At 56.9% G+C, this 17,633-nt stretch carries 18 protein-coding genes; 10 read left to right on the top strand and 8 right to left on the bottom strand.

Annotation, left to right across the window (positions count from 1 at the left end; translation table 11 throughout):
• Positions 1 to 154: 154 nt before the first annotated feature.
• The 4 genes from Q0601_RS05790 to Q0601_RS05775 all read right to left on the bottom strand — a co-directional run bounded on the left by Q0601_RS05790 (position 155) and on the right by Q0601_RS05775 (position 3,916).
• The gene (locus Q0601_RS05790) at positions 155 to 1,480 is read right to left on the bottom strand and encodes a TRAP transporter large permease (protein ID WP_305288083.1); all 1,326 of its coding nucleotides are present in this window, start codon (positions 1,478 to 1,480) and stop codon (positions 155 to 157) included.
• Positions 1,477 to 2,106, bottom strand: coding sequence for a TRAP transporter small permease (locus tag Q0601_RS05785; RefSeq protein ID WP_305288081.1), 630 nt, complete (start codon positions 2,104 to 2,106; stop codon positions 1,477 to 1,479). Before Q0601_RS05785 ends, Q0601_RS05790 begins: the two co-directional genes overlap by 4 nt.
• Before the next feature lie 57 nt (positions 2,107 to 2,163).
• On the bottom strand, positions 2,164 to 3,174 hold the full coding sequence (locus Q0601_RS05780) for a TRAP transporter substrate-binding protein (RefSeq protein WP_305288079.1): 1,011 nt from the start codon (positions 3,172 to 3,174) through the stop codon (positions 2,164 to 2,166).
• A 286-nt stretch (positions 3,175 to 3,460) separates the two neighbouring features.
• Positions 3,461 to 3,916: an Lrp/AsnC family transcriptional regulator gene (locus Q0601_RS05775; RefSeq protein ID WP_305288077.1), complete on the bottom strand. Its 456-nt coding sequence runs from the start codon at positions 3,914 to 3,916 to the stop codon at positions 3,461 to 3,463.
• Between the two features lie 163 nt (positions 3,917 to 4,079).
• On the opposite strand from Q0601_RS05775, the gene Q0601_RS05770 reads away from it, so the two are divergent.
• A complete protein-coding gene (locus tag Q0601_RS05770; protein ID WP_305288075.1) occupies positions 4,080 to 4,412 on the top strand; it encodes a hypothetical protein in 333 nt (110 codons plus the stop codon).
• 102 nt (positions 4,413 to 4,514) lie between these two features.
• Here the strand turns inward: Q0601_RS05770 and Q0601_RS05765 are convergent, their stop codons facing one another.
• Positions 4,515 to 5,237 carry a FadR/GntR family transcriptional regulator gene (locus Q0601_RS05765; RefSeq protein ID WP_305288073.1) on the bottom strand — a complete coding sequence of 241 codons (723 nt, stop codon included), beginning with the start codon at positions 5,235 to 5,237 and terminating at the stop codon, positions 4,515 to 4,517.
• 208 nt (positions 5,238 to 5,445) lie between these two features.
• Here Q0601_RS05765 and Q0601_RS05760 point away from each other — a divergent pair, with 208 nt between their 5' ends.
• Genes Q0601_RS05760 through Q0601_RS05735 form a run of 6 tightly spaced genes read left to right on the top strand, consistent with a single transcriptional unit; the run spans position 5,446 to position 10,353 of the window.
• Positions 5,446 to 6,426 (top strand): ABC transporter substrate-binding protein, encoded by a 981-nt coding sequence (locus tag Q0601_RS05760; protein ID WP_305288072.1) that lies wholly within the window; start codon positions 5,446 to 5,448, stop codon positions 6,424 to 6,426.
• A gap of 60 nt (positions 6,427 to 6,486) precedes the next feature.
• Positions 6,487 to 7,296 (top strand): ABC transporter permease, encoded by an 810-nt coding sequence (locus Q0601_RS05755; RefSeq protein ID WP_305288070.1) that lies wholly within the window; start codon positions 6,487 to 6,489, stop codon positions 7,294 to 7,296.
• Positions 7,296 to 8,108, top strand: a complete 813-nt coding sequence (locus tag Q0601_RS05750; protein WP_305288068.1) for an ABC transporter ATP-binding protein — start codon at positions 7,296 to 7,298, stop codon at positions 8,106 to 8,108. Before Q0601_RS05755 ends, Q0601_RS05750 begins: the two co-directional genes overlap by 1 nt.
• 4 nt (positions 8,109 to 8,112) lie before the next feature.
• The gene (locus Q0601_RS05745) at positions 8,113 to 8,865 is read left to right on the top strand and encodes an ABC transporter permease (protein ID WP_305288066.1); all 753 of its coding nucleotides are present in this window, start codon (positions 8,113 to 8,115) and stop codon (positions 8,863 to 8,865) included.
• Complete coding sequence (locus Q0601_RS05740; protein ID WP_305288065.1) at positions 8,865 to 9,572, top strand: fumarylacetoacetate hydrolase family protein; 708 nt, start codon at positions 8,865 to 8,867, stop codon at positions 9,570 to 9,572. Before Q0601_RS05745 ends, Q0601_RS05740 begins: the two co-directional genes overlap by 1 nt.
• A 22-nt stretch (positions 9,573 to 9,594) precedes the next feature.
• Positions 9,595 to 10,353, top strand: a complete 759-nt coding sequence (locus Q0601_RS05735) for an aminoglycoside adenylyltransferase family protein (RefSeq protein WP_305288063.1) — start codon at positions 9,595 to 9,597, stop codon at positions 10,351 to 10,353.
• 43 nt (positions 10,354 to 10,396) lie between these two features.
• Here the strand turns inward: Q0601_RS05735 and Q0601_RS05730 are convergent, their stop codons facing one another.
• Both Q0601_RS05730 and Q0601_RS05725 read right to left on the bottom strand, forming a co-directional pair.
• The gene (locus Q0601_RS05730) at positions 10,397 to 10,681 is read right to left on the bottom strand and encodes a protealysin inhibitor emfourin (RefSeq protein WP_119749991.1); all 285 of its coding nucleotides are present in this window, start codon (positions 10,679 to 10,681) and stop codon (positions 10,397 to 10,399) included.
• Positions 10,682 to 10,723: 42 nt separating this feature from the next.
• Positions 10,724 to 11,710 carry a M4 family metallopeptidase gene (locus tag Q0601_RS05725; RefSeq protein WP_305288058.1) on the bottom strand — a complete coding sequence of 329 codons (987 nt, stop codon included), beginning with the start codon at positions 11,708 to 11,710 and terminating at the stop codon, positions 10,724 to 10,726.
• Positions 11,711 to 13,208: 1,498 nt separating this feature from the next.
• Here Q0601_RS05725 and Q0601_RS05720 point away from each other — a divergent pair.
• From Q0601_RS05720 to Q0601_RS05710, 3 genes are read left to right on the top strand one after another with little or no spacing between them, the layout of a single operon-like run.
• Positions 13,209 to 14,975, top strand: coding sequence for a glycosyltransferase (locus Q0601_RS05720; protein ID WP_305288057.1), 1,767 nt, complete (start codon positions 13,209 to 13,211; stop codon positions 14,973 to 14,975).
• The gene (locus Q0601_RS05715) at positions 14,965 to 15,906 is read left to right on the top strand and encodes an NAD-dependent epimerase/dehydratase family protein (RefSeq protein ID WP_305288054.1); all 942 of its coding nucleotides are present in this window, start codon (positions 14,965 to 14,967) and stop codon (positions 15,904 to 15,906) included. The genes Q0601_RS05720 and Q0601_RS05715 overlap by 11 nt, the downstream gene beginning before the upstream one ends.
• Positions 15,906 to 16,634, top strand: a complete 729-nt coding sequence (locus Q0601_RS05710) for a hypothetical protein (RefSeq protein ID WP_305288052.1) — start codon at positions 15,906 to 15,908, stop codon at positions 16,632 to 16,634. Before Q0601_RS05715 ends, Q0601_RS05710 begins: the two co-directional genes overlap by 1 nt.
• Positions 16,635 to 16,652: 18 nt before the next feature.
• On the opposite strand, the gene Q0601_RS05705 is transcribed toward Q0601_RS05710, so the two are convergent.
• On the bottom strand, positions 16,653 to 17,633 hold the full coding sequence (locus tag Q0601_RS05705; protein WP_305288050.1) for a Stf0 family sulfotransferase: 981 nt from the start codon (positions 17,631 to 17,633) through the stop codon (positions 16,653 to 16,655).

Here is a 17,633-nt window from a genome sequence, read left to right as displayed (position 1 = left end):
GCGGTCATCCGGGAAAGGTAACGAAGGTGACAGCGCCGCAAAGCACAGAATGCCGCTGCCGCTAAAAAGTAAAACCACCGGCCAATGGCCGGTGGCAGGGCAGCAGTATCTTCGCAACCGGATAACACGATGAAGCGGGATCGTCGCCGGCTTCTCAGTGCAATCCAAGCAATCGCGGAAGGAACAATGTGATTTCAGGAATATAGGTGATCAGCATCAGGAAGGTCAGAGCCGTCAGCAACCACGGCAGAACCGCCTTGCTAACCTGAGTCAGCCCCAGTCGGGAAATCGCTGACCCGACATAGAGGTTCAATCCGACAGGCGGCGTACATAATCCGATCTCCATATTGACTACCATCATGATCCCGAAATGCACCGGATCCACACCCAGCTTGACCGCGACCGGGTAAAGGATCGGGGCCATGATCAGCACGATGGCCGATGGCTCCATCACCATGCCCACCAGAAGCAGGATCAGGTTGACCACCAGCAGGAAGCCGATCTTGCCCAGCCCCATATCCACGATCCAGGCGGACATGGCTTGCGGGATCTGTTCGGATGTCAGAATGAAGGCGAACATGACCGCATTGGTGATGATATAGAGCAGCATCGCCGACATCGCGGCCGAACTCAGCAAGACCCGCGGGACGTCGCGCAACCGGATGTCCTTGTAGACCCAGACAGCGATCACAAAGGCATAAACGGCACTGACGGCGGCGGCCTCGGTCGGGGTGAAGATACCGCCATAGATGCCGCCCATGATGATAATGATCAGCATCAATCCCCAGATCGACTGGCGGAATGTCGTCCAGCGCTCGCCCCAGGTGGCCTTGGGCATGCGCGGATAGCCACCCCTCCAGGCCCGCCAGAATGTCGTTGTTCCAAGCATGGTTGCCAGCATCAGACCCGGGATCACACCCGCCATGAACAGCGTCCCGATCGAGGCTGACATGACCGAGTTGCCCTCGGCATCGGTCACCACCATACCCGAGGTCGCGACAGCATACATGACGATCACGATCGAGGGCGGGATCAGGATGCCCAGACCGCCGGCGGCAGCGATCGAGCCGACACCGAATTGGGGCGGATATCCCTGCTTGACCATGGCCGGAATAAGGATCGAGCCTACCGCCATTACCGTAGCCGGCGACGAACCGGAAATCGCGGCAAAAAGCGCGCAGGCCACCACCGCGGCAAGTCCCATACCGCCATACCAATGCCCCACCATCGAGGTCGCGAAACGGATCATCCGTCGCGCCACACCTCCATGCGTCAGGAAATTTCCGGCCAGAATGAAGAACGGGATCGCCATGATCTCGAATTTCTCGATGCCGGTGAACAGCTTCAGGGCGATGCTGTCCAAAGGAATACTGGTGAAGCCGAACAGGAACGCGAAGACGGTAAGACCAAGCGCGATCGATACTGGCATGCCGGTGATCAGCAGCACCGCCAGGATCATGAAGATGATGAGTGCGGTCATGACTTACCCTCTGCGGCTTCTTCGGCCTGTTCCTCGACGCCCTCGACCGAGTTGAGGTCATGATGGGCGATCTCGCCGGTGGTCAGATAGATCCAGAGCGCCTGGATGAAGCGAAAGCACATGAGCGCGGAACCCAGCGGCACGGCCAGATAAATGATCCACATGGGCATCTCGAGATCGGGCGAGGTTTGACCGCCCCGAGCAACCTCCCAGACGAAAGTCGTTCCGATCCATGCGATGATGAAGGTGAAGATGATACCGCCGGACATGGCAATAGTGGTAATGGCCTTACGGGCGGCGCCTTCGAGTTTCTCGGCCAGGATATCTACCCCGACATGAATACCGATGCGCACGCCATAAGCGGCGCCGAACTTGGCCATCCAGACGAACAGGTAGATACAGGCCTCCTGCGCCCAGGTCAGCTTGAGCGAATTGATCGCCTTGAAGGTCGCTCGGGCGAAATCTTGAAGTCCAGGCATCTCATGTGCCCGGGCCCAGCCGACGATATCCGCGGCAAAGCCGATCGAGAAACGATGGACGACCGCAACGAAGATCAGCATGACCGCAAGAGCCATGAGCACAGAAATCAGGATTTCTTCGAAGCGGTCGAGGAAGCGCAGTAACATGGCGAACCCCGATGATTGATACGAGGACCCTCGCGGGTCCTCGCGGTTAAGACAGGATCAGCTTTCTACGCCAAGCGTGTCATAGACCTTTTGAAGCAGGTCTTCGCCGATGCGGCCCGACATTTCCTCGTGGACGGGCTTAAGAATCTCGTACCATTCGGCGCGCTCCTCGTCAGTTAACTCGTGAAACTCGGTCGTGCCAGCGGCCCTCATCGCTTCCATCGCCGTGTCGTTCTCTTCCTGGGAGATCGAGTTCGCATAGGTGGTCGCCTCGGCCATGGCCTTTTCAAGGTTGCCGCGCACATCGTCGGGCAACCCTTCCCAGAAAGTCTTGTTCACGATCACCGCATAGCCCAGATAGCCATGGTTCGAGATCGTGGCATGCGACTGCACTTCGTGCATCTTCTGGGTATACATGTTCGAAGGCGGGTTCTCGGTGCCGTCAACAACGCCGGTTTGCAGCGCCTGATAGACTTCCGAGAAGGCCATGACCTGCGGCACTGCGCCGAGCGCTTCCATCTGCGCCTCGAGAATCTTCGAGGACTGAATGCGCATTTTTAGCCCAAGGAAGTCGTCGGGCACGATCACCGGACTGTTGGCCGACATGATCTTGAAGCCATTGTCCCAATAGGCCAGACCCTTGATGCCCTTGTCCTCCAGCATGGCCAACAACTCCTGGCCGATCTCGCCATCGGTGATCTTGCGCAGATCGTCATAACCGTCCACCAGCATGGGCAGATCGAACAGCTCGAACTGCTGGACGCCAAGCGGGCCGAATTTCGCCAGCGACGGCGCAAGCATCTGCACAGCGCCAAGCTGCAGCGCCTCCAGCTCTTCCTTGTCCTTGTAAAGCTGGCTGTTGGGATAGACTTCGACCTTGACCTTGCCTTCGGTATATTCCTCTGCAAGTTCCTTGAATTTTTCGGCGCCTTTGCCCTTGGGCGTATCCGGGGCGACGACGTGACTGAACTTGATGACGATGGTGTCCTGAGCCTGCGCCGGCAAACTAGCCGAAAGCGCAATGGCCGCGGCACCCGCGAGACGGGTGAAGCTGCGACGAGTCAGCATATGATCTTTCCTCCTGTTTACCGCCCTCCCGGCGGTTCCCTGAATTTTGCCAATTAAATCGCGTAGATCACGCGCGCGCTATTGTGGATATCCACAATAAAGCATTTCCGGCAAAACCGGATACCGTTTTTCACCCGAAAAAGCATCAAGGCAAGCGCTTACGGGATTTCGACACTCAAATGATATGCCAAAACGCGGTAGAGCCATGCAAAATCGCGTCTCTGGGGATCGGCTCCGGCTGCGAAGGATGACGGGCTTGCAGGCCGCAACATCCCGCCCGGCAAATCTAGGGCAGCGCAAGGGGCTGGGCGATGCGGATCGGCCGCAGCGAGAAATTCGAACGAACCTGTTCCACCGCCTCGATCGTCAGGATGTTTTCCGTCAGGATACGTTGGTAGGTCTTGAGATCGGCCACGACCAGCTCGGCCAGAAAATCGGCATCCCCGGACACCATATGGCAGGCGACAAGGCCGGGGATTTTGGCGAAACCCTGTTCGACAGCCGCCGCATTCTGCCGGGAATGCCGCCCCACCGTGATCTCGACGAAGACCGTCAGCGAAAGCCCCACCTTCTCGCGATCGATATGTGCCGTATAGCCGGTGATCACGCCCCGCTCCTCGAGCAGCTTGACGCGCCTGAGGCAGGGGGACGGGGAAAGACCGACCCGGTCCGCCAGATCGACATTGCTGAGCCGGCCATCTTCCTGAAGCGCGGCTGTGATTCTGCGATCTATATCATCCATAATGGCATTATACATTAATCTTATGAAATTTATTAGCTATATATGCCAATAATCGCATCACAAGCAACAATCTTTGGCAGGACATATCCTTTGGATAACGCTTATCCTGACAGATATTCCGGCTCCGCCCGGAACATGAAAATCTGACAGGCAGGAGATGCCGATGATCAGCCGCATCTGGTATGGCTACACCACAGCCGATAACGCAGACAGCTATCAGACCATCGTCACCGACGAGGTCATCCCGGATATTCTGGCGATGAAAATACCGGGTTTCGAAAAGATCGAGCTGTTTCGCCGGGACCGCGACACAGAGGTGGAATTCATCACCATCATGTGGTTTCGCGATATTGATTCCATCCGCGCCTTCACCGGCGAAGATTTCGAACTCAGCCATGTGCCGCCCCGGGCGCGAGAGGTGCTTTCCCGCTTTGACGAGCGCGCGCAGCATTATGATATTCTACTTGCAGAAAACGCCGCTGACGAAACCGGCTAAGCTGCTGCCTCTTTGATCGCAAGCTACATGACGGTGGCGATGGTTCATGATGTCTGCTGCGTGGAACGCCGATCCATTGCCTCTTGTCGGGCAGCCTATTATTCAGGCTTCCGGCATCGCGGGAGTCACCATTTTCTGCTGAACCACCTGCAGGTGATGAAACATCGCCTTGCCGGCGGCATCCAGATCGCGTCGTTCGATGGCGCCGATCAGCCGGTCATGCTCTTCGAAAGAGTGATGATTGGGCGGAGGTTTCTGATTACCGGCACGAAGCATTCCCCAGACGACGGTGCGCCTGACCGCATTCAACGCATCGAACAAAGCCAATAGCAGGCGATTTTCCGTGGCCTCCGCGACAAGGCGATGCAATTCGTTATCGGCCGCCTCGTATTGACGCCAGCTTGTCGCCGAATGCGTCCGGCTGACACAGACATGCAGCGCGTCAAGATGGGCCTGGGTCGCGTGCAATGCCGCCTCGCGCGCGATCAGCGGCTCGATCAACAATCGCGTGCGCATCACCTCTGCCGGATTGGTTATGCGGCCAATTTCGGACAGGTTCAGCACATTCATCGGCCGGGCACCGATAAATGTCCCTTTACCGACATGACGCCACAACTGGCCTTCTGCCTCAAGCGCAGCCAGCGCCTTGCGCAACTCCCCCCGAGATACGCCCAGGACATCGCCCAGTTCACGCTCTGGCGGCAACCGTTCTCCGGCCGCGAGATCCTGATTGGCAAGCCATGCGCGCAATTGCACAAGCGTCGCCTGATGAGGATCCGCGTCAGGTTGAGCGGAGGAAAAGCGTTTTCCCGTAACGTCAGGCACCTGATATTTCCCAACCAATTTCCATATTGATCAGCATCTAGAACAGCTCATGCAATCTGTCAATCTAGGTGATTCTTGCAATTACAGAGAAATTATATGCGATTCCACGTTGACTCAGGATTAATATCATGGAATTAGCTTAACCAATCATGGTGATTGGTTAAGATTGGTTTGGATAACTGTTCCAGCATCGGGGAGGATGTGCGGGATGATCGAAATCAGAAGCAAACTCTTGGGATTGATTGCGGGCACCGTGGCGCTTGCCGTCACTGAAATTCCGGCACAGGCGCAGGACGCGCCGATCCGGGTGGCCATGGGCGATATCGCCTCGGTTGAGTCGCTGGGCCTGCTTGTCGCGATGGAGCGCACAAAAGAGCGCGGCGTGCCGATGGAACTGACGTTCTTCAACTCGGAAGATGTCGCCACGCAGGCAATCGTCGGCGGACAGGCGGATATCGGGGTTGGCGCCCCCTATGCCTTTATCGAGAACTCGCAGGCGCCGCTGCGCATGTTCTACCGGCTTAGCTCATTACTCTTCTTTCCGGTCGTCAACACCGATTATTATAGCAGCTGGGAAGATCTTGACGGTCAGGAAGTGACCGTCCATTCGCGAGGCTCGGGCACCGAAGCACTGATGCGCCTTATGGAGCAACAGCACGGAATCGAATATTCGGCGATCAGCTATGTCCCCGGCGCCGAGGTCCGGGCCGGCGCCATGCTGCAAGGCACCGTGAAGGCGTCGATCGTGGATTCGTCGTCCTTCCGCCTTCTGACCGAGCAGGGCGGCGATAAGTTCGAACGGCTTCCCATAGAAGGAGTGAACGCAACCGACGAAGCCCTTTATGGCAGCTCTGATTTCCTTAACGAGCGCGAAGCCGATGTGGTTGTATTTGTCGAAGAACTGATGCGCACCTGGGCGGAAATCAATGAAAATCCCGAAATCGTGGCCGAACTCCGGACGCAATATGACCTGCTGCCGGATCTGCCGGAAGACGCGGTGAATGATATCGTGCCTTATTACACCGGCGCCGCACAGGACGGGGTTTTACCGGTATCGGGGGGTGAACCTGAAGATGTCGTGGATGATCTGAACTTTCTCGCCGCGGCGGGTCAGGTCGATGCGCCCGAGGGTGATGTGGATATCAATGCATATTGGGATTTCGATCTGCTGAACGCCGCCCGGAACTGACACTTCACGGAGCATGACGCCAATATCCGCGTCATCGTCTGCCGGTTACAGGATCTTACAATGACCAGCATGGATATCCACCGGATGCGCAATACAGCCGATCCCGGTCTTTTTACCCGCGCTCTGCGGTCCGGGCTCCCCTGGAAAATCGCCTCGGTCGCGTTGTTCGCATTGATCTGGCAGCTTACTGCCATGAGCGGTTTCAATTTCGCCTTTCCATCCTTCACGGCCATGATCGCTGCATTATGGGAAATGCTTGCGGACGGATCGCTGATCGCGGCTTTCCTGCGGACGATGGAACCGCTGGTGATCGGCCTGGTCTTTTCCATCGTCGTGGGTGTGGGCTCGGGGATCGCCATGGGCCTGCGTTCCGACGTTGAATGGATAACTCTGCCGATCTTCATCACCATGCAGGCCGCACCGATGGCCGCGCTGATCCCGCTTGTGACATTCGTCTATGGCATTGGTCTTGCCTCAAAAGTCGTGGCGGTCGTGATGCTGTCACTGCCGGTCATCGCGATGAACAGCTACAAGGCCGTACGGAACGTGTCGCCCTCGCTTGTCGACATGTGCCGATCCTATACGGGAACGCGCCGGCAGCAGATCACCCAGATCATTCTGCCCGCGGCCAGCCCGATGATGTTCGCCGGATTGCGGCTTGGCGTGGCGGAAGGCTTTTCCGGCGCCGTGCTGGCCGAGCTTCTGATCACCCCAACCGGAGTCGGCGACCTGATCACCTATCATCGCTCGATCGCCAATTTCGCGCATATGTACGCGACCATCGTGGCCATCGTTCTATTCGCAATCATCGTTGTTGGCCTGTTGCAATGGGTCGAGGCGAGACTGTTCCGCCCCGAAAGGAGAGAATGATGCAGCTTTCGATGACAGCAACAGCCGGCCCCGGTGTTCCGGTCGCCCCGGTCCGCGAGCCGATTGTCGAGGTCAGAAATGTCTCGAAACTTTACGGGAACACCGTTGTCGCCCTTCAGGATATCGATCTCAGCTTCGAGAAGGGCCATCTGACCAGCCTGCTGGGGCCGTCGGGCTGTGGCAAGACAACCCTGCTGAAAATCGTGGCCGGTCTTTTGCAGCCCAGTTCGGGCGAGATTCGGGTCAAAGGCAAACCCGTGAATGGTCCCGGAGCGGAACGGGCCTTCGTGTTTCAGGATTTTGCATTGATGCCCTGGGCGTCAGTACTTGAAAACGCGGCTTACGGTTTGAAGGTGCAAGGCATCGCGAAATCCGAACGGGAGGACCGCGCCCGGCATTATATCGGCGAAGTGGGCCTTCACGGTTTCGAAAAGAAATACCCGCATGAGCTTTCGGGCGGAATGCGGCAGCGCGTCGGACTTGCCCGTGCGCTGGCGGTCGACGCCGATATTCTGCTGATGGACGAGCCCTTCTCGGCCGTGGATGAACAGACGCGGCGCAAGTTTCAGGAAGATCTGATGCGCCTGCGTGAAGTCGAGAACAAAACCTTCCTGTTCGTGACCCATTCGATCGAGGAAGCGGTCTATGTCTCGGACCGGATCGTATTGCTGTCGCCGCGTCCGGGCCGCGTATCCGAGATCATCGATCCGCAGATCTCCAGGGAGATTTCGCCCGACGACCTGCGCCGTGACGAAAATTATCTTGATACCGTTGAGCGTATCTGGACCGGTATCAAGAAATACGTGGAGTAATGTAATGACCCTTTACGGACATCATGTGCCCAAGATGGCCTCGCTGATCGTCTGGGTCATCCTTTGGGAAATCGTTGGTCGCTTCGGTCTGGTCATGCTGTTTCCGCCCTTCACCGAAGTGATCGCGGCGATGGGCGAGGTCGTGACTTCCCGCAGCTTCGCAGAGGCGATCAGGATAACGGTCATATCCTATCTTCTGGGGCTGGCGCTTGCGCTTGTTCTGGGGATCCCGCTTGGCTTTCTCATGGGGCTTTCCCGGACTGCCGACAAGCTTCTGAACATGTGGGTGAACACTTTCCTTTCGGCGCCTCTATCCGCGTTGGTGCCAGTCTTCATGATCCTGTTCGGGCTGGGAACGCCGACGGTGGTCGTGACGGTCTTCATGTTCGCGGTATGGATCATCGTGCTGGACACACGCGCGGGCGTCCGGCATGTCGCGCCTTCGCTGCTGGAGATGTCCCGGTCTTTCGGCGCCTCATGGTCCGAGCTGTTCAAGATCATCTTCCTGGCCGCATTGCCCGAGATATTGGCCGGTATCCGGCTTGGAATGATCCGTGGCGTGAAAGGCGTTGTGATTGGTCAGCTTCTCGTCTCGATCATCGGTGTCGGAGCGTTGTTTTCGCTTTATCAGCAGAATTTCCAGATGGCCCATTTCTGGGCGCTTGTTCTTCTGCTTTTTGCTTGCGCATTATCCCTTGCCGAACTGGTCGCACGCCTTGAAAAACGCATTCAATATTATGCAGGAGAAAGAAACTGATGCCCGATACTCGTCAAATCTCACCCGAATTCGTGATCTCGCCCCCACCCGTGGCCAGCCTGCCGGTCGCAGGCAGCGACAAGGTCTTTCCAGTCAATCGGGTCTTTTGCATCGGACGAAACTATGCCGCGCATGCCGTAGAAATGGGGCACGACCCTGATCGCGAGCCACCCTTCTTCTTCTTCAAAAGCCCGGGTAACCTGACCTCTGACGGAACCTTCGCCTATCCTCCGATGACCGAGGATGTGCATCACGAAATCGAACTGATCGTCGCGTTGAAACAGGGAGGGCGGAATATTCCCCAGGAGACGGCCCTTGATCATGTATGGGGCTACGGTATCGGTCTCGACATGACGCGCCGCGATCTGCAGGGTGAGGCGAAGAAAATGGGCCGCCCATGGGAAGTCGGCAAGAGTTTCGAGCAGTCTGGCCCCTGCGGCCCGCTGAGTCCGGCATCCGAGATCGGCCATCCGACCGAGGGTGAAATCACGCTGGACATCAATAACGAACGCAGGCAATCAGGCGATCTGAACCAGATGATATGGAAGATTCCCGAGATGATCGCGATCCTTTCCCAGTATTTCGACCTTCAGCCCGGCGACCTGATCATGACCGGCACACCTGCCGGCGTAGGCGCGGTCAAGAAGGGCGACGTGATGACAGGCAGCATTGCCGGCCTGGGAGAGTTAACCGTCCGGGTCATCTGATTCGCCGGAGCCTATTTCTGACATGTCCGAGCAGATTCAGACCGCGTTGGCGGCCCTGCATAGCGTCCTTGGGGATACGCTGCTGGCTGTGTATCTGCATGGATCGGCGGTTTCGGGCCGTCTTCAGCCACAAAGCGACATCGATCTTCTGGCCATTACAGAGCGCAACCTGACTGAAGATCAGCGCGACGGGCTGCTGACGGCTCTGCTGCGGATTTCCGGTCGCCATCCAGCCACTGCAGGAGGCGCCCGCTGCCTTGAAGTCATGTTGTTTCGCCGATCTGACCTTGCCCGCGCCGCTTACCCGGCGCGGGCAGAGTTTATCTATGGCGAATGGCTACGCGACGGTTTCGAGGCTGGTGAAAGGCCAATGCCCACGCAGGATCCCGAGCATACGCTGGTTCTGGCGCAGGCGCGCCAGGATGCCATCCCTCTGTTCGGCGCAGGCGCGGATAAGCTTCTGCCCGAAATTCCGCAGAAATATGTCCGGCGAGCCATAGGCGATGCGCTACCGGCGTTACTGGGCGGAATACACGGGGACGAGCGCAATGTCCTGCTGACGCTTGCGAGGATGTGGCGCACGGCCAGCACCGGAGAATTCGTCACGAAAGATGCGGCGGCCATTTGGGCAATCCCGCAAATTCAGAACCGGGATGCTTCGACACTGGACTATGCGCGACGCGCTTATCTGGGCGAGATTGCAGATGATTGGGGCAGTCGCAGTGATGCTACGCAGCGTTTGGCCGCATATCTGCGAGATCAGGTCATCGAGTCGCTGTGATCACTCGCACTCAACCGGAAGCATTCGGGACGGGCGGGCTGTTCTAGAAGCGGTCGATCAGATCCAGCATCTCGGGCGGCAATTGATCTTCGCGCAGGGTAAAGCTGCGGCTGCCGCGCCCCTCGATCGTAACGGTGATATGATAGGTCACCCGGTCGGCACAATCTCCGCAATCGCGGGCAGCCAGGCGCTGCAGCTCTGCCGGGCGGAAAGCGTCATTCAGCTCTTGCCGGGTCGGCTCGGCCTGTGCATCCACATCGATCCGCTTGTGCAGAGCCGACGCGGCAATGCCGCCAAATCCTCCCTGAGCGTCGATTTCAATGAGCATGACCTTTTTGCCTGTAAAGTTCCGCCTGTGCCGAATGTAGGTTCAGATGCCGATTCCGACAAGTTTCCATGCCCGCCTCAGCATCGCGGTCTCGGAACTGCCCAGACCTGCCAGTTCCGTCGCCGCATCCATTGTCTGCCGCGCCCATTCCGCAAATGAGGCCATCGGGTTGTTCAGCCGCTCAAGCGCACGATACCAGACGCGACCCGGCAATTCCCACGACTTGCCGCCGATATAATTGCAGAATAGGTAAAAGGCATGGTTGGGGATGCCTGAATTGATATGCACACCGCCATTGTCCTCGCCGGTCGAGACGAATCCGTCCATGTGCCATGGCTGCGGATCCTGCCCCAGCAGATCGTCCGAATAGGCGGTGCCGGGCGCCTTCATGCTGCGCAGCGCCACGCCATTGATATCAGGGCCAAGGATGCCACGGCCGATCAGCCAGTCGGCTTCATGCACCTGCTGACCAAGGCTGCGTTGCAGCGTGAGACTGCCGAACACATCGGCGATGCTTTCATTCAACGCCCCAGCCTGATTCTCGTAGACCAGCCCGCCCGAATGCTGGATAACGCCATGCGCCATCTCGTGCCCGATGACGGAAAGCTCCAGAAAGCTGCGGAACAGTTTGCCGTCGCCGGTGCCATAGGCCATCTGGCTGCCATCCCAGAAAGCGTTGTTGTAGTTCCGGCGATGATGTACAGAGGCAATCAGCGGCATGCCCGAACCGTCCAGCGAGTTGCGGCCATATTCTTCGGCAAAAAGCGAAAATACCTGACCCGCGCCGTCGTAAGCAAGATCGGCATCCTCGATACCCGAGGGCGGGTCGCCTTCGCTGCGGACCAGCTTGCCGGGCAAGGCAGCTTTGTATTCGCCGTCATGAATACGGCGATCCGGACAACAAATCTTTCCGGCATCGTCAAGCGCAGGTCCGCCGAGCGCATCCGTCCTGACCGGTAATGGCGGCGTAACCTGCCCTGCCCGATCATCGCGCAGTTTCTCTGTCTGCTTCAGCAGGCTGCGGGCCATCTGGGCGGTTTTCTCATCGCCGCGCAGCGCCAAAACCCGCAACATATGAGGCGGAACTATGCAGTTGATCGGGTGATGAGTGGAAGAGCACAGCGAAAAACACATGGGCGCAGCCTCTGGCTTGTTCATGGGTCCAGCTTAATCCGAATCGGGGTGGTTTGAAAATGCTCACGCAGATTCGTTGCTGTTAATCCGTTGAGATCAATTGTGAACACACCGAAACCAGCCCTTACCGGCCTGCGGCACGACAATGCCGATATGGAAGAGCCGATGGGGCAGCGCTTGCATCCGATTTACACCTCATTCCGGCTCTGAACCACCAAGAGAATTCGGACCAAATAAAATGATATTTGTTTCAAATTTGGAACAATTCGGAGTTATTTATTTAGCAAATGGACTTTACAGAAACATGCCAATTGGTGAGTATGTACCGGGTGTAGGTTAACTAGTTTTTTGTTTATGCGTGACACAGCAAAAAATCTCTGACACATTCGCGAAAGGAGATGTTGAAAATTAATCATTCTGAAAATTCTAAATCATCCATATGGGAAATTTTTGATTTTAATTTCCCTTATACGCAGCAATAACTCACCATATTTATATTCATAATTGAAATTTAACGAAGACATTTCATCATTAATTTGAAAATAAATTTCAAAACAAGAGCGACGCAGAGCAATCTGCGCCGCTCACTTTAATCAAAAACGGGCATCATGAGGAGGATCGGATGTTGCATCGGCGTCTCATATACCCGTCCGCTGACATTTAGGTCATTCAAGCTCCTGTACGAGCAAGGTCCGCCCCCGGCACGATCCCGCGCTTTGCCGCCGGATGCGCGAAGTTTGCCGGTCAAACCAACGGCGGGTCATTTGCGCGAATTTCCGCCGGATTTTCCGGTCCACACCTGTTCCGCCCAAACCCGTATCGTCCGACGCGACAGGATGATGCTGCGTTTGGTCAGAAGATTTGCGACCATCCGAAGGCTCAGCAGAGGCCGGAAACATAGCCAAAGGGCATGAATAGCGGGAAGTTGCGGCCACGATAGAGGCGTGTATCGGCCATGCTTCCATATCGCGTTACGCGGGAAACTGCCTCAATCTTGCGGTGCCCTTCTGATGGGTAGACGAAAGCATCGTGAGCTTGAAAGGGACGAGGATACCGGTCATAAAAGGGTCACCAAGCGGCGACTAGGGTGACATGCACTTGCCCCGACGCAGTCGCCGAAGGTTTTATTTTAGTTTGCTTTCCCCCCACAGATGTATGCCGACCATGAGATTTTAGTCCATTTCCATTTGGGAACCCTATGTTGTCTAACGAAAACGTGAACTTAGAACGGCTCCCGTTTCCCAAGGCACGGGCACATTGGCTCGCCATCAAGGAAGTAGATGAAAGAAATGCTATTGATCTGGCATGCAGGCTGATCCCGCTTCATCCGGACCGACCATTTTTTCCCTCACATGCGCTGGATCTTGCCAAAACAACCGGGGATGAATTGCGAGTGGCGCGCTTGGTGCTGGATGTCGCGAAGCGAGAAGGCAGCGTTCAATTGCAGCCCGTCTTTACGGCGACCGACGTCCTTCTTGCCTCGCCCGATGTGACCTCATCGGAACGTGTCGAAGCGGTCAATCTGCGCGACAGTCTGATAGAGGCGTCGCCAGAACGGCATTTCTTTCGCGCTCAACTCGCCCGGCGCGAACGCGATCATCATACCGCGCTGCAAGAGGCCTCGGCGCATCTTGCGCTATATCCGTCTCATAAGCCGGCTCTTGTTCTGCGCGCCACGGCTGCAATGCAGACCGGACGTTGGGGACGATACTGCAACGAAATTCTGGCCCTGGCATCGATCGAAGGAAATGCCCGCAGCAATGAGATCCTGGACTTGTTTCAACGCTTCCGGACCGCACAAGGGCTATCTTCCGCCTCACCCGATGACCTTATCATACAGCAGGAATTGCTCGAGACGCCCGGCGCGGTTTATGAATACGCAATGGAACACGCACCGCCGCCGGATATGGACGCGCGGCAAGGAGTCGTGCTTCTGACGGGCTCTTTGGCCGGAGGCGGCGCAGAACGGATCGTCGCCACGATGCTCCAGGGGTTTCGCAGGATGGAATCCGATGAAAGCCCGCAGCTATGGCTATTTTCCAAGACTGATGGTGCGGCTGGTAATGCGCTGTTTTATCTTCCGTTGACCGGGCTTTGCGAAGATGAATTGCATATCATCGATCCCGTCCAGAAACCCGGCGAACCCTTCTGCTGGCTGCCGCCCTTTTATGCACAGCGGGCGCAGGCCATTTATGATGACCTGATGCGGGTACGGCCCCGTGTCCTTTATATAACTCTGGACGAGGCGATCATTGCCGGAGGCATTGCCGCAGTCATGGCGGGGGTGCCGGAAATCGTCCTGCATTGCCATAATATGAGCCCGCCGAACCTTCATGGTGACGATCGCCTGTCTTTTGGGTGGGACCGCGCATTCCGGGCGCTACTGGCCCGGCCCAATGTCCAGTATATCAACGTGGCCCAGGCCGCTGTGGACGATTACCTTGGCTGGTGCAAAGTGAACCCTGCAGATTGCCGGGTGACGGTGATCCATAATGGCGTCGATTTTTCCACCATAGACGAGTCACAAGATGATGATCTCCCGCGCAGCATCCGGCGGGAGTTGGGTATCCCCCTGCGCAGCCCCGTAGTGGGCGCCGCATTGCGTTTTACGGAAGTCAAACAGCCGCTGGTCTGGCTGGATGCCGCGCGCCAGATCCGCGAGGCGGTGCCGAAGACCCACTTCATCCTTTATGGCGATGGAGCACTGTTAGAGGCTTCCCGCGCATATGCCGAGGAATTGGGGCTTGGTGATTGCGTACATTTCCCCGGCCGTGTTTCGGATCTTGCTCACCGGCTGCCGGTGTTCGATATCCTGATGCTCTCCTCGCGATCCGAAGGCTTTCCGAACGTACTGATCGAGGCGCAAGCGGCAGGCGTCGTACCGGTCGCCTTTGGCGTTGGCGGCTGTAGCGAGACGATGATGCCGGGGCGCACCGGCCTTATCGTCTCGGACAAAACCGCCGATGCTCTTGCGGCCGAAGTCACAGGGCTGCTGACGAACCGCCGTCGCCTGTTGAAGATGAAGCGCGCCGGAATGGGCTTCGTGCGTGAGATCTTTTCTCTCGACCGGATGGTCACCGCCCTGCATCAGCTCGTTTACGGAGGCCAGCCGGCTCGGACAGCCGGCGGCAAGACAAAAAAGGACTGCAATGACACGTAAGACGCTTGTGACCGGCGGCGCCGGCTTTATCGGCAGTCACCTTGCCGATCGCCTGCTTGCCGATGGCGAGGAAGTTGTAATCCTCGACAACCTTTCCAGCGGCGCGCGAGAGAACGTGCCTGCGGGAGCCCGGCTGGTAGAAGGCGACATCCTTGACACAGAGCTGGTCGCCGATCTGGTGCGCGATGTGGATAGCGTTTTTCACCTTGCCGCGCTTGTGATCGTGCAGGAATGCATAAGCAACTGGGATTTGGGGCATCGAATCAACCTGGGCGGCACGATCGGGCTGTTTCGTGCCGCCGCAACAAAAGGGATACCGGTCGTATATGCCTCATCGGCGGCGATCTACGGCAACCGTTCCGGGTCGGAATGCCGCGAAGACAGCCTGCCGATGCCGATCTCTCCCTATGGCGCCGACAAGCTGGGCTGCGAGCATCAGGCCCGCGCGATGGCAGAGATCCACGGGCTGCGATCGGCTGGACTTCGCTTCTTCAACGTCTACGGTCCACGGCAAGATCCTCGTTCGCCCTATGCCGGAGTGATCTCGAAATTCTGCGCCAACCGCGCAGCAGACATGCCGCATACGGTCTTTGGTGACGGGTTGCAAAGCCGCGATTTCATCTATGTGGGTGATATTGCCAGGGGGCTGGTCAGCGCGCGTGGCAGGGCTGCGGATACCGGCGGAGCGTCAGTCTACAATCTTTGTACGGGATCCGAGAAAACGTTGCTTGATCTGGCAAAAGAGATCGACAGCGTGGCAGGTCGTGGCACGACCGAAATATCCCATGTCGAGCCGCGCGCCGGAGATATCCGCATGTCGCTGGGCAGTCCGGAGCTGGCATATAACGAGCTTGGCTTTCAAGCACAGACGGATCTTCGCAAAGGGCTGACATCGCTCTGGAATTCACTTGAAGTTAATAGGAATACCTGATGCCACAAATCACTGTGCTTCTCATGCCATGGGGCCGTGTCGGCAGTAATCTGGTTAACAGTATCGTCCAGAAATCCCGCTCCTGCCGGGTTTGGAATGAACCGCTTACAGCCGTCCGGACAAAGGTGATCGGTGGGGGCGGCACGCAGCCGGATGTCTGGCCCGCGCAACTGGAGTGGATGCGCGAACATATAGGCAAAAGCAATGAGGAACGGATATTCCTCAACCTCAATGCGAACGCGCTTGGGGACGCCGCAGCATTCAAGGATTACATGGCCGGGTTCTCACCGAATTATCTCATCCTCGACCGGCATGATGATCTTGCAACGGCGGTTTCGGCGCTACGGACAAGGGCATGGGTGAATGAAGCCGCTGAAAAGGGCGAGACACGTTCGTGGTCCATTCCCAAAGGGCTCGAAGTGCAGTTTCGCCCCTTTATCAATCCGCTGAACCTGAAGGCAGCATTCGCGAATATCGAGAGGGGCCGCGATAACATTGCGGAGATCACACAAGACGCCGGAGCCAAAAGCTTTTTTTACGAGCAGCTGGTCGAAGATATGAAAAGCGTCATTACCGAAATTCTGGCGGAGGCAGGAATTCCGGCCTATGATTTCAAAGTGACAAGCGGTAAATTCGGATCGACGAAACTATCGGACATGGTCGAGAATGCCGAAGAACTGATGCAAATCGCGACCGAGCGAGGGATCAGCACCGAATTATCGGTGTGATCCTCGCCCTCAATCGCTTCAGGCAATCGTCGCCTCTGTGCCAAGCCGCTTCAGAAGATCTTCGCGAAAACGATCCTCCCACCGTTTGTTTAAATCGGTGGATTGTCGCTCGATCCAGGGCTTGTGGTTCGCGGCTTCAGGATAATCGTTCAGGTCGCAGCCAAAAAAAGACGCGATTTCAGCAAGAACCGCCTTCTGGTTGGTGACGAACTCTTCGTAAATGACATTATAGACCGGAAGCCCGAGCATACCGATAAAACGCTCGATCATGCGGTTTTCCTGGTTAGCCGAGTTCAGGATCCGAAGAATTTCTTCAAACGAATAATCATCGTCAGAAATTTCGGATCTTGCCGCCATCACATGTGTCCATTGACCCGTACGCCGCGCAACGGCCCCCGAGATGGCCTGACGAACCAGATTTTGCCGGCGAAGATAAACGAAACGCCACCGATCCAGATTTTTCGGAAACTCGCCCATCATGAAAAGGAAAACGAGGCCAAGAGGAGGCATCTTGATCGACATGCGCCCGTCTTGCGTCGCGAACTCTTCGAAGGGACGCGCCAGATCCGAGGTATATGTCACCCCTGCATTTTGTACCACTCTCTTCAGCAGATCGCCGGTGTTCAGATATTCCCGGAACTGAAAACCATAGGCCTCCAGCGCAACCGAAAGAAGAGAGCTGCCTGACCGCGCCGTGCACAGAATGGCCGATTTCATGAAACCATCTCTGAAGCCCTGCCCTTGTGTATCAAAGGTCAATGGGTCGGGCATGTTGCGAGCAATGGCGGGCTCGGGAAGCCCGACGATCTCTCTCATTTCCTTGAGAAAATCTTCCATATATTCACCTTGCTTGCAAATGTCGCCTATCTGTACGTAAGATGCCGGACAACCGCAAGGCGAGGTTTCCGGCATGCGCATCCCTCGGCAATTCAACGCCGCGCAATCGAATGCCCCCGGCGTTTTGTGGTGATTTTCTTGAGATCGAGATATCCATTCCAC

It is taken from the genome of Paracoccus wurundjeri (assembly GCF_030678915.1).
GTDB classification, from domain to species: domain Bacteria; phylum Pseudomonadota; class Alphaproteobacteria; order Rhodobacterales; family Rhodobacteraceae; genus Paracoccus; species Paracoccus onubensis_A.
Note: the sequence above shows the minus strand (reverse complement) of the source record. Positions and strands in the feature narration are given on the sequence as shown.

Coding starts and splice junctions, on each gene's coding strand:
- Q0601_RS05790 (WP_305288083.1), bottom strand. CDS start 1,480: ATGACCGCACTCATCATCTTCATGATCCTGGCGGTGCTGCTGATCACC.
- Q0601_RS05785 (WP_305288081.1), bottom strand. CDS start 2,106: ATGTTACTGCGCTTCCTCGACCGCTTCGAAGAAATCCTGATTTCTGTG.
- Q0601_RS05780 (WP_305288079.1), bottom strand. CDS start 3,174: ATGCTGACTCGTCGCAGCTTCACCCGTCTCGCGGGTGCCGCGGCCATT.
- Q0601_RS05775 (WP_305288077.1), bottom strand. CDS start 3,916: ATGGATGATATAGATCGCAGAATCACAGCCGCGCTTCAGGAAGATGGC.
- Q0601_RS05770 (WP_305288075.1), top strand. CDS start 4,080: ATGATCAGCCGCATCTGGTATGGCTACACCACAGCCGATAACGCAGAC.
- Q0601_RS05760 (WP_305288072.1), top strand. CDS start 5,446: ATGATCGAAATCAGAAGCAAACTCTTGGGATTGATTGCGGGCACCGTG.
- Q0601_RS05755 (WP_305288070.1), top strand. CDS start 6,487: ATGACCAGCATGGATATCCACCGGATGCGCAATACAGCCGATCCCGGT.
- Q0601_RS05750 (WP_305288068.1), top strand. CDS start 7,296: ATGCAGCTTTCGATGACAGCAACAGCCGGCCCCGGTGTTCCGGTCGCC.
- Q0601_RS05745 (WP_305288066.1), top strand. CDS start 8,113: ATGACCCTTTACGGACATCATGTGCCCAAGATGGCCTCGCTGATCGTC.
- Q0601_RS05740 (WP_305288065.1), top strand. CDS start 8,865: ATGCCCGATACTCGTCAAATCTCACCCGAATTCGTGATCTCGCCCCCA.
- Q0601_RS05735 (WP_305288063.1), top strand. CDS start 9,595: ATGTCCGAGCAGATTCAGACCGCGTTGGCGGCCCTGCATAGCGTCCTT.
- Q0601_RS05730 (WP_119749991.1), bottom strand. CDS start 10,681: ATGCTCATTGAAATCGACGCTCAGGGAGGATTTGGCGGCATTGCCGCG.
- Q0601_RS05725 (WP_305288058.1), bottom strand. CDS start 11,710: ATGGCCCGCAGCCTGCTGAAGCAGACAGAGAAACTGCGCGATGATCGG.
- Q0601_RS05715 (WP_305288054.1), top strand. CDS start 14,965: ATGACACGTAAGACGCTTGTGACCGGCGGCGCCGGCTTTATCGGCAGT.
- Q0601_RS05710 (WP_305288052.1), top strand. CDS start 15,906: ATGCCACAAATCACTGTGCTTCTCATGCCATGGGGCCGTGTCGGCAGT.